Raw genomic sequence first — 15,990 nt, 5'->3', positions numbered from 1 at the left:
TGGAATGGGTGACCATGCTCAGTACCTCACTGTGGAACGAAGTTGCACATACTTCAGCAACTGTTCGTAGTTCAGGTCGTAGGGCAGCGGCAGGCTGATATAGCCCCAGGTCAGAACGTTGGACGTTTTATCGGCAGCCGCCAGGACGGTGTAGTCGCCGGTGTCGCCTGGGGGGTAAACGCCAGTGGCAGGATCCACGGCTTTACTGCCGACGATCGTGAACCACATTGTATTGGCCACAGGCACCTCGACTTCTCCGCCGGTCCAGGAGGCTACCCACAGGCTGAGCTTGAGTCCTGCACCCTGCTTCACCACCTTGATCGTCGCGGTGGGACTTTGCCAAGGCACCAGCAGGTCGATCCCGGCAGTGGCGCCATGGCCGGTCACTTCCACGCGATCTCTCTGGATCATCATGCCTGCAGTACCTGGAGCGCCTGGGGAATGCACCGGCGCTTCATAGACACGCACGTCCATGCCCTGAGGAATACTGAGATCCGCATCCCGGCCATAAGGCTCGGCTGGGCGGATCTTGCCCTTGAAGCCGTCAGTGGTGCGCCATTGCAGCGCCGCATCCAACGCGCCGCCTACCAGCACGTGCCGGGGCGGATTGCTCGGAACAGTGGCGAAATTCACTGTTTGCAGGAATGGGAACACCGCGATACTCTTGGGCACGACTGTGACCAGGCTGTAGGCGACCTTGTCGCCCACCTTTGCACTGATCAGGACGCGTAGTGAAGTGCCTGATATTTGCGCGCTGGTCGGTGGAGTGTAGAGGCCATCCTCGATACTCCCCTTCTCACCCTGCCCCCCGGGCAGATGTTCGACGGCCCAGGTCGGCGTGCCCGCGGGCGCAGGCTTGAGCTCGAACGCCTGACGGGTGGAAGCGGCAATCGTCGGATTGAGCGGTTCAATGGCGAAAGCGGTCAGCTTTGGTGCCAAGGTGCCCAACAGCGACAGATCGCCAGGTGCGCGCACACTTTCAGGAGTCACGGCGTTATCGCTGCGGAACAGCAAACCATTGAGGCGCAGCACATCGATGGAAGGTCCGGCCTTTTCGATGGCTCCGGTGAAACTGTCGAATTTGCCCTGTATCTTGGTTTCGAGGACCGGCAACACCTGATCGGTGTAGAAATTCTGGAAGATGTGCCGAACGTCCGTTGTGTCGTCATTGCTCAAGGAGTGCTCCAGCTGGCTGGCGCCCGCCTGCAGCACTACACTGCCCGTCGCCCCCACGGCCAGCGTGTACGCTTTCTTCAACACGAAACCGCTGCGATAACTGCGCGTGCCTTTGATGACCATTCCACTCCACTCGAATTCACACTCGACAGTGGCCGGCACCGTGCACCGCCACTCGAACGCTATGGTGTCGTCGGCAAATCTGAAATGCGCCCGACTCAGCGCCGGGTCCGCTATCAGGCTGGTGCCAAGCAATTTCCCCCAGTGGAAATAACCCTCGCCCGTGCGATGTACTTCGTCGAAGGTTTGCGCCAGATGACCAAAGTTCGCCTGGACCACGAACCTGCCTTGTTGTTCGTACTCCGGGGTGAGCCCGGCGAACTCCGGAATGGACTTGATCATCTTGACCAGCAGGTTCTTGACCCAGTGTTCATGCTTGATGATGATGTTTGCCGAGTATGCCTCGGGGCTGCTCGACGCGGTTTCAGGAAGCAAATAGGGCAAATCTTTGTCGGCGGTCGGGAATGTGCCGCCGGTTTCGTCGTTGAAGGCAATGCCTACCAGCACCGCACCCTCTTCCAGTTCCGCTGGATCCTCGCTGGCCAAGGTCACTCCTGCCCGGGCCAGGGAGTGGGTGCGCACGGTGAACGAAGTGGGCTTGAGCTCACCTTCCACAGGTTTGAGCGTGTTGATCACCCAGACACGTTCTGCGAGAGGGCGTTTCTCGAATTCGCTGCGGATGGCAGCGCCGACCTTGTCGTTCAAGTCCTTCCAGGGAGACACGACGAAGCTGTATCCCGAACCATTGCTCAAATCCAGGACCACCCGCCCCTCTCCGCTGATCGAGCCACTGCTTTCGGTGTCCAGCTTGATATTCATGTCCAGACGCGGCGCGGTCAGCGGGTCCAGGGTCGACAGGCCGGTCAACTCGATCTGAGAACTACCAGGCCGCTGACGCAAGGTCTTGATCTTGCCGCCAAGCATGGGAATGCTCAATTTGGCCGCCGACCCGCCAATATTGGAGTTGATGAACGACAAGAGCGGTGAACCGCTGGTGAGATCGGACACATCGGTCCAACTGCCGGTTTCAGTTTCCTTGCGCACATTGACAGGTTTGATCCAGTCGCCCCCCTGGAAACGTGCGATGTATTCCTGCGCCAACAGCCGGTTGGTTTTATAGCGGTCGTACACTAACAAAGCACCCCATTCATAAGTTCGCGGTTGCTGTTTCATGTACGTCAGGTATTGCGTTAACGTTGGTCTGGCCATGGACAAACACTCCGGTAATTATTGCATTGGCTTCGCCGTCATTGACCACCGTGCACGCAGGCCACTGCGTGGCACGCTCATGGACGGTCCGACGAAAGCTGTTTAGATACGCGTCTTTTCAGCGAGACAGCGTCAACGTGCTGCTGCGCATCGGTGTGAAGTAATCACCGCCGTCATAACTCACACTGGCGCGCAGGGTGAAAGAAGTGCCAATGCTCAATTGCTCGAGCACTTGTTTCGATAATGTGGCCTTCACCCCAGTACTGGCTTGTTCTGCGGTCACCGCTACACGGTCGCAGATAACGGCCTCCAGAGTGCCCCCGGCACTCACGCCGGACAGAGACACCGTCAACAATTGACCCGGTGCTGCCAGGTACCAGGTACCCAGTGTCAGATCGGCGCCTGTGGCTGGCACTCTGGCGAGGGACAGGACAGAACCGCTCGCCTGCAAACAGGTGATCTGCGGATACGCGCTGCTGGCGAAAGGTTTGATGCGCAGCCTGTAGGACGGCGAATCGACATGGTCGCCACGCGCAGTCAATCGATAGAACACATCGAAGCGCTTGCTTTCATCCCGCTCACCACGGCCAAGATTGGCCGCCACGTACTGTGCGGGTATGAAGAAACGCAGCGGGTTCTCCGGTCTGACCGGTGTTCTGGCGATGTAATGACCGTGTGGCGGCTTGCCCGCCCAATGCACCTCGAGGCCCTCGCCAGGCGCCAGCGTATCGGCAGGCACATTGATGTAGACCCCATCGACTGCGTTCAATGCCGTCAGAGTGCCCCAAGCGGGCGTCGAATCCGGCTGCGCGCCGCCGACATCCGGCACACGCAAAGTACGTGGCATGACCACATCGACCTGCAGCGCTTCGGCACTCAAGCTGGCGTTCTCGCGTCCATACAGGTAAGACAGCCGAGCGCTGGTGCCGCCGCTCAGCGTGAGCACCTCGGCGGGCAGCCGGAACAACACCGGCCCCGCCACCAGGGTGCTGGGATCGACGCGAAGCGGCAGGAACGTGTCGCTGGCAGCGCTGCGCCAACGCACCAGGATGCGATCGGACACTGTCATGTCCGGGTAAGTCGGTACCTGAATCGTCAGGCCGTCGCGGAACTTGGCGGGATCGAGCGGGGTTCCTTCGGCATGACCCACGATCGTCGGCTTGGGCAGATACGGGGGAAGCGCTGCGCTGGAGTCGACCTCGAAACGCTGCTCTGGCGCGTCGAGCTCCATCCCGTCCGCGAACTTGATACGGTAGCCGGCGCGGACATAGCCCCCCTCCAGGTAGCTGAACCAATACTTGGGTACATCGACCGACAGCGACTGCCCTTGCATGTGAGCTTTGCTCACCACGATCACGTCGATTCGGTCGTCATCCTCGACCCCGTCCTCATCGTAACCCACCAGTTTGACGGTGATGGTGTCGCCGATTTGCATGGCTTGATAGGGCGCAACGACCAGCGTCACCCCGACATCAGGGAAGTCACTGCGCCGCAGAACCAAGTCGTGCGAGGGTAACGCATGAATCACCGACAATGCCTCACTCGGCGTCCGCGGACGAACACCGATGAAGCAAAACCTGCGCAGTGATTCGACTCGACCGTCCACGGTGTAGGAAAAGAATGCCCAACCACCGGCCGCGCTGTGAACGGCAGTATTGGTAATTTCGATGCGTTTGCCATCGGCCAGATCGGCCGGCACGATCGGTACCTCGGCACCAATATCATCGAACACCACGCCTTCAGGCGACGCGCCGATCCAACGTGGCCGGACCAGGTTCCCCGGTTGCATGCCTGTGAACTTGATAACTGCGGTTAATGGCGAGCTTCCCAACTTTTCCAGATCGACTTCCGCCGCATCATTCAGGTCGGGAATGAGGGGTTTCTCATAATCGACCTTTGCTAGTTCGTTCATTCTTGCATCCTCGAAGTTCGACACACGCTGCCTACGCTCCTGCGCAAGTTGCAGGACCATGGCGCATTCACAACGACGCACCCGCTGTGTCATGACTTCAAGTTATAGGCGGCTGGTGGAACCGCAGACAACTGGCAGAATTGTCAGGTCGCTGCCCTTGCGCGTACGACCACGAGGCAAATCGCGGCCAGCGGCCTACCTGATATATCTGCCAGGTGCGCCACAACACCGCTTGCCCTAGCCTCGGTGACACTGCACATCTGTCAGTCAACGGCAAGTCGACAGGCACGTCGATGTCCTGACATGCCTGCACTTCACGCGTTTCACGAGCGCACTGCGCGAGGCCAACTCAATGACTCATTCAGCAACGCCACAGCAATCAGGCAGCATCATCATTAGCAATCCCGACGGTAAGTTCGCGTCGCTCAATATTCCAACCGACGGCTGGGGCAGGACGTACACGCTCACCGTCGGCAGCGGCGGGAACAAACTCGACAAGCCGCGAAAGATTCAAATGGACGATCTGCCCTCAGCGGCAACGGTCGTATTGACCGGCAAAGGCGGCTGGTCAATGACGCTAAAGACTACCCATCAACCGGCGAAGTTAAATAATTACGACGTTCATTATTTCGTCAACAGTTATGCCAAGGAAGATTTTATTAAAGAGGGGTTGGGCCTGGAGGTGATCGATAAACAGGGATCGGCGCAGGCGGATTCACTCGACGTGGTCACGGTCAACGTTTCTCCCCGTGGCGGTACCCGCTGAAGCCTTCTCATTTCAATCGAACGTCCGAGGAACATCATCATGTCTCTGCATTCCAACGCTCTTAACTTCCTGGGTTTCATCAGCGGTAGCGTCGATCAACGTACAGGGCAGTTTTCCGTTGGCATTGAACTGCCTCAGATGACAGCCAATATGCTCTGCGGCCCAGAACTACCCTTACAGCTGACGTTCAATCCCATGGATGAGAGCAACAGCGGTTTCGGTATTGGCTGGGCATTGCAACTTAGCCACTTTTCGCTCTCCAGCGGCATGCTTTCCCTGCACACGGGTGAACGATTTCGGGTAGCGGACAATGGTCCGGGACAGGCGGCCGCGATTGCCGAACGCAAACTGGAAAGCTTCCAGTTCAGCAACATCGGCGAGGCTGACAGACCACGCTGGCGGGTTGCGCATAAAGCCGGCCTGATCGAGATTCTCGAACCCCAGGGCCCACAGCGCGAAGTGGCCATGCCAGTGAGGGTAATGGCGCCCTCAGGTCACGGCATCAACTTGGAGTACACCACAGTCGATAGTCAGGCACGCCTGTCCACGATCATCGACGACACCCACCGCACCCTGCTGAACATCGACTACAGCAGTAATGCGCGAGTCGTGCTGGACCTCGATCCTGGCACAACCGTGGCCAAGCGGTTCATCTTCGAGCTGGACAATCAGGAATTGCGCAGGCTCGAGCTCCCAAGTGACGAAAAGCCCAGTTGGCACTTCAGTTACGCCCGGTTCGGCAACCTGCGCTATGTCACACGCCTGGCCAATCCGATTGGCGGGATCGAGACGCTGACTTACAACGAACACGGCCATCGCTTTCCCGGCGTCGCCAGGACTCTGCCCTACGTCATCGAGCATTTACGTCAGCCCGACCCGCTGGACCCCGCCACCCACATGAAATCGACCTATGCCTACAGCCAGAACAACTTTCTGGGTTACGGCACAGGTGTCCAATGGACAGACGATGGGCGCGACAATCTCTACAAGTTCACCGGCAGCAGTTACAACTACGACTCGACGGTCAGCCATTACCTGCAAGACCAGGTGCTGCGCACGGTCAAGTGCACCTATAACCGCTTCCATCTGTTGACCGAGAGCCTCACCACTCAACAAGGCTGCATCGAAACCGTCACCACCGAGTATCACGAAGTGCCGAATACGGCCTTCGATGACCAGCCGAGCTACTTCCAGTTACCTAAACGAATTACCAAGAGCAAAACCCTGTCCGGCGACTCGAGCAAGCGTCGCGATGAAACCTTGCAGATGACCTACGACACAGCGGGCAACCTGCTGGTGGAAACTCAGGCAAGCGGTATACGCCTGGTACGCGAGTATTACCCCAAGGAAGGAGGCGATGGCTGCCCTGCAGACCCCGAAGGTTTTCTGCGCAACCTCAAGAGCCTCACCGAGTACCCGGCGGCTCACTTGCCTGGCGCCCCGATCAAACGCACGCGGTATCGCTATGCGCTACAGACCGCGCTGGCGCAGAGCACTGCCAGGGCGCTGCCCGGTGGCTGGCTGGCGATCGAGCAGGAAGACACCTGCGAGGTGACTGCAGGCAGCGCTGCTTCGGGCGGGCGGCAGCCAGGCGAATCAGAGGCCGAGGCAGAAACGCTCCTGCGCAGGTCGGTGCATGCCTACCTCGACAAACCTGACACCCCGCGCCTTCACGGCCGCCCTGACTGCCAGCAGGTCAGCATCCACGGCCAGACGTCTACCACGCGCTTTCGCTACGACTTGACCGATGACCCCGAGGGCGCACCGACATGGCTGCGAACCCGGCAGACATTCAGCGGTGCAGGCGGTACCGCCGAAGCCACAATGGTCGAAATCCACTCGATCCACAGCGGTCAGGTGGTGCAAACCGAAGACCTCAATGGGGTGGTCACCCGTAGTCGCTATGACGCACTCAATCGCTTGCTCGAGCAGACCAGCTCGCCCGACGATGCACACTACAGGGCCAGCCGTGTCTATGCCTACCCGACGCTCACGGAAAACGGCCGTACCTATGCCTGCGAGCAGGTCACCGACGTCAAGAACGTCATCAGTCGCGTCGTATACGATGGCCTCAACCGCGTGATCCGAGAGGAGCGACAGGATTGCTCAGGGTGCTCGAGGACGACCGCAGAATACCAGTACGACAGCATTGGACGCCTGGTCAGCGAAACTGCCTACGACTATCGCGCAGAGTCTGACGCAACCAGTCCAGCGCCCCAGACTGATGTGATCCTGGTCACTCGCTATGCCTACGATGGCTGGGGCAACCGCTGCGAGGTGATCGGGCCGGACCTGGTCAAGTCGGTGACCGAAACGTCTCCCTTCGGCGAAGGCGGTGATCTGATCACGCAGTGGACCGTCAGTCCTGCAGTTGCAGGCCAGCAGCAGGCCGCTACAAAGGCCCCTGACATTCGCCAGAACGTGCAGGTGACTCAGCTCAACGCCCTGAACAAGCCTGCCTATCAGTACCGCTTGATGGAGCAGGCCGGCAATGACTCGCATCAGGTCGGTCGCACGGATTTCGAGTACGACGGTCTGGGCCGTTGCATCAAAAGTACCTTTACCTTCGCAACGGTCAATAGCAAGGCCGTGACGCAGGTCAACACCTACACCTATGACCTGTGGGGCCGGATGACGGCGACGCTGCGCCCGGACGGCACCGAGGTGCTGCGCACATTCGCGCCGCACAGTCTCAATGAACTGACGACACGGCTAGAGGTGCGCAGCCGCGGCAGCGAGCGCTGCGAAACGCTGAGCGAGCGCGTTTTTGACGGACTCGATCGCCTGCTCAAGGTCAAAGTTGGTCCGCGGGTAGACGAATATCGCTACAAAGGCGGAACGTTGCTGGTCGATACCCGCACCTCCAGCAACACCGCTCAGCCAGGCAAAGCCGCGCGCAAGCGTGTGCTGAGATATACCTACGAACCTCGACTCACCCCACTACCGACCCAGGTCAAGGCAAGTTTCGTCGACGGCGAGGTGGTCAGTGCAGACCTGGAGTCCAATTTCGACTTCGCTGCGGACACCGGCGTCATCGTCAGCGCCGGCAACAGCAACGGTGCGCGTGCCTATGGCTATACCGATCAGGGGTATCTGGCCAGCGAAACCTGGGAGGTGGATGGCACCGAGCAGCACAGCACCGAGTACCGTCACTCACTGCAAGGGCGCATGTACTACCGCAAGTACTCGGACAGCCCGATTGCCTGCGAATACGCCTACGATAGTATTGGACGACTCACGGCCATCAGCCAGGGCGCGTTACGCAGTGTGTTGACCTACAACGATGACGGCCTGTTGCATACCACCTGCACCACCGACAGCGACGGCGGCCGCGAAGCGCTGTGTACGCAGCTGTACGACGCGCTGGGACGTGAAGTGCAACGCACGCTCAGTGTCGACGGCCAGCACCAACAAGTGCTCGACTTCACCTGGCGTGACAACGACACCCTGCACACCCGAACGCTGCAGCGTGACGGCAAGCGGTTGCGCATGGAGACCTTCACCTACGATGAACTCGATCGCCTGGTGGAACACGACTGTCAGGGCGAGTTGCTGCCCTGCAACGCCAAAGGCCGTGCGATCAGCAACCAACTGTTCCGTTTCGACGACCAGAACAACATCACACGCTGCCAGACCCGCTTTGCCGACGGCAACTCCGACAGGGCCGACTTTACCTACGCTACCGATGGCAGTTTCCAACTGTTGAAGGTGACTCATCGCCTACTCGAGGATTACCCTGCCGAACAGACGTTCAACTACGACGACTACGGCAACCTGCTCACCGATGACCAGGGTCGGGCGCTGGAGTACGACAGCTTCGGACGCTTGCAACGTGTCACCGCAGCCAACGGCGCAGCGCTCGCCGAGTATCGGTACGACGGTCATGATCAACTGGTGGGTGCTGTGTATGCGGGGAGCCGCCAGGTGCACCGACGCTATTTGGGCCACCGCCTGGACTGCACCCGAGAGGGTGATGTGCTGACCCAGTACTTGTACGGGGCTGGCAGACCACTTGGCATCCAGCGAGCGGGCGATGCCGCCGCCACGCAACTGCTGCTGACGGACCCATCCGGCAGCGTGATCGGCGAATGCGACCGCCAGGGCGTTCGCGATGCCCAGTACAGCGCCTACGGCGAGCGCGCCGAGGACAATGGACTGCATGGCCTGCTGGCGTTCAACGGCGAAGCGCGAGAAGAGGCCATCGGCTGGTACCTGCTGGGCAGCGGTTACCGCGCCTACAACCCCGCGCTGATGCGCTTCCATAGCCCCGATTCGATGAACCCTGAAGACGCGGGCATCAACCCTTATGCCTATGCCCTGGGCAACCCTGTCAACTGGCATGACCCGACCGGCCACCGAGCGGAAGGCATCTACGACCGCGACCCGCCGGAGCTGATCGATCAGCCCGAAAAGCCCAAGACACCTTGGAGTGCCTGGATAAGCGTGGGCATAGGCGTCGCGATGTTCGTGGCCGCGGCAGTGACGATGCCATGGTCGGCACCGGCCACCATCGGCTTGACGGTGAGCTATATCAAGGGTGTGGTAGGCGTGGTCGCCCTGGGCGCTTCGGCCGTCACTGGCGCGATAGCGGTCATGGTTGGACAGGACAACATCGAGCTTTCCAACACCATGAGCGGCATCAGCTACGCCCTGTCGTTCGCCGGCGGTTTTCTGGCGTACTCGGGTGCTGCGGCGGTCAAGAGGGCTGTCACAACGGCGCAGGCAGCGAGCTCGAGCGGGCGCTCCGTTGCCCAGCTCGCCACCGGCATTCAGAATTTGATGGGAGCCACAATGAGTGTTCGCCGTCCACGGACCCCGGCGGTCAGTCGAGCGGCATCGGTCGTCAGCGCCCCCCGCGCTTCTATCGCCGCGACTCCCCCAGCCTCTCCGGCATTGTCCAGGTTACCGTCAGTTTCCGCAGGATCCAGCCCACGCGGCTCTCAGATCGGCAGTAAGCTTGAAGCCTCGACTCCCAGTGCCCCTCCGAGCTTGAGCGGTTCCATGTCGGATGTTTCAGCCGGGTCAGCGTCCGTGCGGGGGGGAGAATCATCTTCTGCGCAAGTCATGCCACAACCAAGCTTGCAAACGACTGCATCCGGAAGTGCTACGCATCCAGGCAGCGGGCTAATAGACTTAACTCTGCTGGGCGAAGGAGGAGCGCCAACTTTCGATAAACTCACAGGCAGATTCAAGCGCCTCTAGGCAACCCGTCTCAGACACCGACCTATCACCGCCCGCTGCCCAGCAGCGGGCTTTCTTGCAATCTCCACCCCTGTCGATTCCGACACCCCGCACTACAGACTCTTCCTACATTCCCCGTCCCCTCAGGCCCCTACCCTAGCGGCCTTGAATCCGACGTTTCCGGTGGTTCTCGCCGCCGCGTGCGTCAATGCCCATCAGGCTCCAGCCATGCGTTGCCGATCCTGCCCGCGCGGTCGATCGACAGTGCAGCTCAGGACACTGCCAATGCTCCAGCTCGACCCTCTCAGGCCCCCGCCGTTGTGTGCGCGCTTCGCTCTCCTGCCGCCGTTGCTCAGCGGTTATTTGCTCTTGACCATCTCCAGTCCGGCGCTGGCCGAAACCGCGAAACCGCAGTTCGAAGCCGGTTTCATGCGTCAGCCCCCTGGTCAGGCAGCGGATGCCGGTGTCCTGGCACTACAGGCGCTGGCGCCCCACACGCCATTGCAACCGGGGCGCTACCGGGTCGCGGTATGGGTCAACCACACGCCCATCGAAGAGCAATCCATCCTGTTTCACCTGGCCCCCGGCGGTGATGCCCTGCAGGCCTGCCTGACCGGCGAACTGCTGCGTAGCCTCGATCTACGTGAGCAAGCCCTGGAAGCGCCACTGCCCAATGATGAAAGCTGCGTCGACCTGGCTGAGCTGGTTCCACAGGCGCACGTCGACTTCGACTCTGCGCAACTGCGTCTCTCGCTGTCGATACCGCAGATCGCCCTGAGCCAGGATCGCCGTGGCAGCGTGCCCGAGCACCGTTGGGACTCAGGCATCAATGCCGCGTTCGTCAACTACCAGGCCTCGACCCAGCACAGTCGCAGAAGCGATGGCCGCAGCGAACGCAGCCAGGACCTTTACCTCAATACCGGGCTGAACCTCGGGGGTTGGCGTTTGCGTAGCAATCAGACTTATCGCGAGAATCCGCTCGGCGAGCGCCAATGGACCCGCAACGACACCTACGCCCAGCGTGATCTGCCCGGACTGCGCGCCAACCTGACCGTGGGTGAAACCTTCACCGGCAGCGAGATGTTTCGTGGCTTCGCTTTTTCCGGCGTGCGTCTGGCCTCGGATCAGGACATGCTTTCCGATGCCCAGCAACAGTACGCTCCGGTGATCCGCGGCGTGGCTCAGACCCGCGCCAAGATCGAAGTGCTACGCAATGGTTATCCGATCTACTCCACCTATGTAGCACCCGGCCCCTATGCCCTGGATGACCTCAGTGTCGGCTCTGGGCATGGCGAACTCGAAGTCGTCATCACTGAAAGCGACGGCCAGGTCAGCCGCTTCACGCAACCCTACTCCTCACTGGGCAGCCTGCTGCGCGACGGCGTGTGGCGCTACAGCGCGACCGCTGGCCGCTACAACGGTGCCGAGGAGCTCGACAGCCCGGCATTCTGGCAAGGGACGCTGGCCCGAGGTGGCGTCTGGAACAGCACGCTGTATGGCGGTGTGCTGTCGAGTGACTACTATCGCGCGGGTGTGGCGGGAGTCGCCCGTGACTTCGGTGAATTCGGCGCACTATCGATCGACGTGACCCGCGCTAGCAGTGATCTGGGTGGTGCGCTCGGACAGGTCCAGGGGCATAGCTACGCCGTGCGCTACGGCAAAAGTTTCCAGAGCGGTACCAACCTGCGTTTCGCCGGCTACCGCTACTCCACGCAAGGCTATCGGGATTTCCAGGAAGCCATTCAGCAACGCAATTTCGATACGCGCTATCCGGGCAACCGCCGCAGTCGGCTGGAAGTGTCGGCATACCAGACGTTCGCCCAGAGCAGTTCGCTGAGCCTGACCCTGTCCCAGGAAGACTACTGGACCAGCGGCTACCAGCGCCGTCAGTACCAGTTGCAATACAGCACCCGAATCGGCGAGGTGGGCGTCAACCTGTTCGCCTCTCAGGCCCTGAGCAGCCGCTACACCGACAACCGCCTGCTTGGCTTGAGTCTGAGCTTTCCGCTGGAGTTCGGCCGCCCACACCGAGCCGCCTTCGATATACAGCGTACCAACGGCCAGTACAGCGAACGTGCCAGCGTGCAAGGTGCGGCTCTGGACAATCGCCTGAGCTATCAGACCTCACTGGCCAACGACGCCAGCCAACGCAAATCCGCCGCGGTATCGCTGGCCTTCCAGAGTGGCCAGGCCAACTATGGCGTTGGCTATAGCGCAGGCAGCGGCTACCGGAGCCTGTCGCTCAATACCAGCGGTGCAATGGTGCTGCATGCCCAAGGCGTCACGTTCGGCAGTTATCTGGGGGAAACCATGGCGCTGCTGCACGTTCCCGATGTCGAGGGTATCGGGTTACAGAATGCGACTTCGTCGCGCAGCGACGCTGAAGGTTTCCTGCTGATTCCACACCTGCGTCCTTATCGGATCAATCCAGTGGCACTCGACACCGACGACCTGTCGCCCGAGATCATCATCGACAATACCAGCCTGCAGTTGGTGCCACGCCGAGGCGCCGTGGTGATGAGCCGCTTCGATACACGGCATGTGTTGCGCATGGTCCTGACCCTGCTTCAACCCGATGGCCGGCCATTGCCCTTCGGCGCGCAAGTCAGCGATGAACACGAGCAGATTCTGGGCGTGGTCGGCCAGGCTGGGCAAACCCTGCTGGCCAGCAGCCAACCAGGTCTTCAGCGGCTGCAGGTGCGATGGGGGGTAGCTGGCTCGCAGACCTGCCACGTCACCCTCGACCCCAGCGTGATGCCTGAAGACAGCGGGTATCGCATTCAGACATTCGAATGCTCGCCAGGAGGCGCGCACGATGACCTGTCAACTTCTACCACTGATTCTGAAGGCTCCCGCCCATGACCCGCTTGTGTCGCCGCCGTGTACGACCCACTGCTACCTTGATTTCTCTGCTGATGCTGCTCTTGGCCTCGACTGTGGTACAGGCCGAATGCAGGTGGTGGCCCGGCAAACCCACCTACATGACCTTCCAGCGCGACATGGGCTCGTTCTGGGTAGCGCGTAACGCCCCGGTAGGTACGGTTTTCGGCAAAGCCCCGCTGTACTCCGCGAACGTGGAAGGCTCGCAACTGACCTGCTTTTACAGCGCCACCGATCCAGTCACCGCACGGCTGCCCAACAGCGCCCCGATATTCGCCGGCTACATCCCCCCGATCGATGGCAAGCCGGTCGATGGCCGGATACTGCAGACCAATGTGCCAGGGGTAGGTGTGTACATAAACCTGGGCTACCCCTATGAAGGCACTGCGACCAACAACTTCACACCGGACGACGGCACGGCCATTCCTTATACGGGCGTGATGACGCAAAACACCGCCATCGGTATGCCGTTGGAGCATATGTTCGGCGAGTTATCGTTCGTCAAGATCGGCGAGATCGCTGCCGGCCCCCAGCGCGTCCAGGGGGAAATGTTCCACGGTATCTACCACACCGTGGGCAAGGCCATGGATTACTCGATCTCGGCGACGATCAATCGCGCCCAGTGCTCCGTGCTGGGTAATCCCGTGAGCGCCGACCCGGTACAACTTGGCGATCACAAGACCGACGAGTTTACCCATGTCGGTGCAACGACAGCCGACGTGCCCTTCCATATCACCCTGAGCGATTGCGCAGACGACAGCACCCCGGGTGCCACTCGAGCGAACGTACATGTCTACCTTGAAGGGGGCGTGAACGGCTCGACCCCTATCGACGCCAGTCAAGGCCTGTTCAGCCTCAGCAGCAGTTCTACTGCCAGCGGTCTGGGCATCCAGATATTGCGCAGTGATGGCACGCCGATTCCGCTGCTTTCCCATGAGCGGGTAACGTCCATTGACTTAGGCACGACGCGCCTGGATTTTCGTGCCCGCTACTATCAAACCGATGCAAAAGTCACCCCTGGCGTGGCTGAAGGCGCTTTGAAGTTCACTGTCACTTACCGCTGAAGGCAACGTCTGCCCGGCCCTAGGTGCCGGGCGGCTCGCGCCAGGTGCTCGAAAGTAGAAATGCCCACAACGCAAAAAGGGACCCGGAGGTCCCTTTTACGTGCTGCGATTTGGAGCGGGAAACGAGACTCGAACTCGCGACCCCGACCTTGGCAAGGTCGTGCTCTACCAACTGAGCTATTCCCGCAATGTGAAGCTTTACCACTGTTGGTGTGAAGCGTCTTGACGACCTTCACCACCGCTGTACCGCATAGACGCCACAGTTTGAAAACTGGAGCGGGAAACGAGACTCGAACTCGCGACCCCGACCTTGGCAAGGTCGTGCTCTACCAACTGAGCTATTCCCGCAATGGCGTCCCCTAGGGGACTCGAACCCCTGTTACCGCCGTGAAAGGGCGGTGTCCTAGGCCACTAGACGAAGGGGACACACTACACTGTTCAGTACAAGACCTTCAGCGCACCAGACCTGAACCTCGCGATTCACCCTGGATTTTCTTTTCCTGCCGCGCCGCGAAGCGTTGCCGGAGAAACTGGAGCGGGAAACGAGACTCGAACTCGCGACCCCGACCTTGGCAAGGTCGTGCTCTACCAACTGAGCTATTCCCGCAATGGCGTCCCCTAGGGGACTCGAACCCCTGTTACCGCCGTGAAAGGGCGGTGTCCTAGGCCACTAGACGAAGGGGACACGCTGCAAGCATTTTCATGCCGCTTTCACTACCCGAAGCGTTTCGCTGTGTGCTTTACGCTGCAAGTGGCGCGCATTCTAGGGACGCCCATGGAAGTCGTCAACACCTTTGTAGAAATTTATTTAAATCAATGACTTCCCGCTTACCGTCAGGCGGATCGAGCGGCAGTCGAAACACTGGCGTTGCTTTTCTGACGACGGCTCGGCAAGCTCATGCCATTGCGCCATACCTGGCCAATAGATCTTCTCCTATATAGAGGCATTCGCGGTGACCCCACTTCTGATCACCCTGCTCATCGTCGCCGGAATCGCACTGCTGATCGTCATTGGCTACCTCAACAATGTGGTCGAGAACACCAAGGTCGAGCGCACCCGCGCCAAGGTCGAGCTGGGCGACCGTCTGCGCCGCTGCGAGGACATCAACGAGACCTTCCCCGGGCAACTGATGAGCACGCCGCTCAAACTCCTGCTGACCCGACTGGAACTGAACCTCAACCAGCGGCTGCTCGCCGTGGAGCGCAACAACGCGCAGTGGCAGGCGCGTATCAAGGCGTTGCAGGCACTGATCGACATGGGCGATGACATTCCGATCAACAACCCCCCTGCCCCGATCCTCACCGAGACCAAGGCCAAGGACGTGCGCTTTGTGCTGGAAGTGCTGCACAACCAGGTGGTGCGCGCCACCGCCGAAGGCTTTTTGCAGAACACCGAGGGCAAGCACTGGGCCAAGGAAATTCGCCACATCCTGGTGCTGCTGCACATCGAGTTCTTCAACAACCTCGGCCAGCGCGCCCTGCAACAGCAGCAGCCCGGCCAGGCACGCCTGGCGTTCGAGCGCGGCGTGCAGTACCTGCGCAAGCAGGCCGAGCCGAAACTCTATGAAGAACAGCGCGTATACCTGGAAAAACTGCTGGCACGCGCCGATGCGCAAGTGTTGGACCAGATGGAGCCGGCAGCCGACGAGGAAAACCAGCTGACCGAAGGCCTGAAGACCGACGACGAAGAAACCTGGAAGAAAAAAGCCATGTACGACTGATTCATCGAGGCCCGGCCGACA

At 60.3% G+C, this 15,990-nt stretch carries 7 protein-coding genes and 5 tRNA genes; 5 read left to right on the top strand and 7 right to left on the bottom strand.

The features are described from left to right. Positions 1-18: 18 nt before the first annotated feature. Positions 19-2,445 carry a hypothetical protein gene (locus H618_RS0109895; RefSeq protein ID WP_028694917.1) on the bottom strand — a complete coding sequence of 809 codons (2,427 nt, stop codon included), beginning with the start codon at positions 2,443-2,445 and terminating at the stop codon, positions 19-21. 118 nt (positions 2,446-2,563) lie between these two features. Then, positions 2,564-4,357, bottom strand: a complete 1,794-nt coding sequence (locus H618_RS0109890) for a hypothetical protein (RefSeq protein WP_028694916.1) — start codon at positions 4,355-4,357, stop codon at positions 2,564-2,566. Between the two features lie 352 nt (positions 4,358-4,709). Here H618_RS0109890 and H618_RS0109885 point away from each other — a divergent pair, with 352 nt between their 5' ends. The 4 genes from H618_RS0109885 to H618_RS0109870 all read left to right on the top strand — a co-directional run bounded on the left by H618_RS0109885 (position 4,710) and on the right by H618_RS0109870 (position 14,248). Further along, on the top strand, positions 4,710-5,123 hold the full coding sequence (locus H618_RS0109885) for a hypothetical protein (RefSeq protein WP_028694915.1): 414 nt from the start codon (positions 4,710-4,712) through the stop codon (positions 5,121-5,123). A 39-nt stretch (positions 5,124-5,162) separates the two neighbouring features. Further along, positions 5,163-10,325, top strand: a complete 5,163-nt coding sequence (locus H618_RS21540; protein ID WP_081673752.1) for an RHS repeat-associated core domain-containing protein — start codon at positions 5,163-5,165, stop codon at positions 10,323-10,325. Positions 10,326-10,589: 264 nt separating this feature from the next. Then, complete coding sequence (locus tag H618_RS21535; protein ID WP_050577275.1) at positions 10,590-13,166, top strand: fimbria/pilus outer membrane usher protein; 2,577 nt, start codon at positions 10,590-10,592, stop codon at positions 13,164-13,166. Positions 13,167-13,204: 38 nt separating this feature from the next. Then, positions 13,205-14,248 (top strand): fimbrial protein, encoded by a 1,044-nt coding sequence (locus H618_RS0109870; RefSeq protein WP_169338833.1) that lies wholly within the window; start codon positions 13,205-13,207, stop codon positions 14,246-14,248. Between the two features lie 111 nt (positions 14,249-14,359). Here H618_RS0109870 and H618_RS0109865 read toward each other — a convergent pair. From H618_RS0109865 to H618_RS0109845, 5 genes are all read right to left on the bottom strand, one after another. Beyond that, a tRNA-Gly gene (locus tag H618_RS0109865) sits at positions 14,360-14,435 on the bottom strand. A gap of 85 nt (positions 14,436-14,520) precedes the next feature. Further along, positions 14,521-14,596, bottom strand: a tRNA-Gly gene (locus tag H618_RS0109860). A 2-nt stretch (positions 14,597-14,598) separates the two neighbouring features. Continuing rightward, positions 14,599-14,674: transfer RNA gene (locus H618_RS0109855), tRNA-Glu, on the bottom strand. Between the two features lie 105 nt (positions 14,675-14,779). Beyond that, a tRNA-Gly gene (locus tag H618_RS0109850) sits at positions 14,780-14,855 on the bottom strand. Positions 14,856-14,857: 2 nt separating this feature from the next. Further along, positions 14,858-14,933 (bottom strand) — tRNA-Glu (locus tag H618_RS0109845). Positions 14,934-15,201: 268 nt separating this feature from the next. Here H618_RS0109845 and H618_RS0109840 point away from each other — a divergent pair. Further along, entirely contained in the window at positions 15,202-15,969 is a 768-nt protein-coding gene (locus H618_RS0109840; RefSeq protein ID WP_028694913.1) for a hypothetical protein, read from the top strand. Positions 15,970-15,990: the final 21 nt, after the last annotated feature.

The organism is Pseudomonas cremoricolorata DSM 17059 = NBRC 16634 (assembly GCF_000425745.1).
Lineage (GTDB): Bacteria > Pseudomonadota > Gammaproteobacteria > Pseudomonadales > Pseudomonadaceae > Aquipseudomonas > Aquipseudomonas cremoricolorata.
This window is presented reverse-complemented; position numbering and strand designations above follow the sequence as displayed.

Coding starts and splice junctions, on each gene's coding strand:
- H618_RS0109890 (WP_028694916.1), bottom strand. CDS start 4,357: ATGAACGAACTAGCAAAGGTCGATTATGAGAAACCCCTCATTCCCGAC.
- H618_RS0109885 (WP_028694915.1), top strand. CDS start 4,710: ATGACTCATTCAGCAACGCCACAGCAATCAGGCAGCATCATCATTAGC.
- H618_RS21540 (WP_081673752.1), top strand. CDS start 5,163: ATGTCTCTGCATTCCAACGCTCTTAACTTCCTGGGTTTCATCAGCGGT.
- H618_RS0109895 (WP_028694917.1), bottom strand. CDS start 2,445: ATGGCCAGACCAACGTTAACGCAATACCTGACGTACATGAAACAGCAA.
- H618_RS21535 (WP_050577275.1), top strand. CDS start 10,590: ATGCTCCAGCTCGACCCTCTCAGGCCCCCGCCGTTGTGTGCGCGCTTC.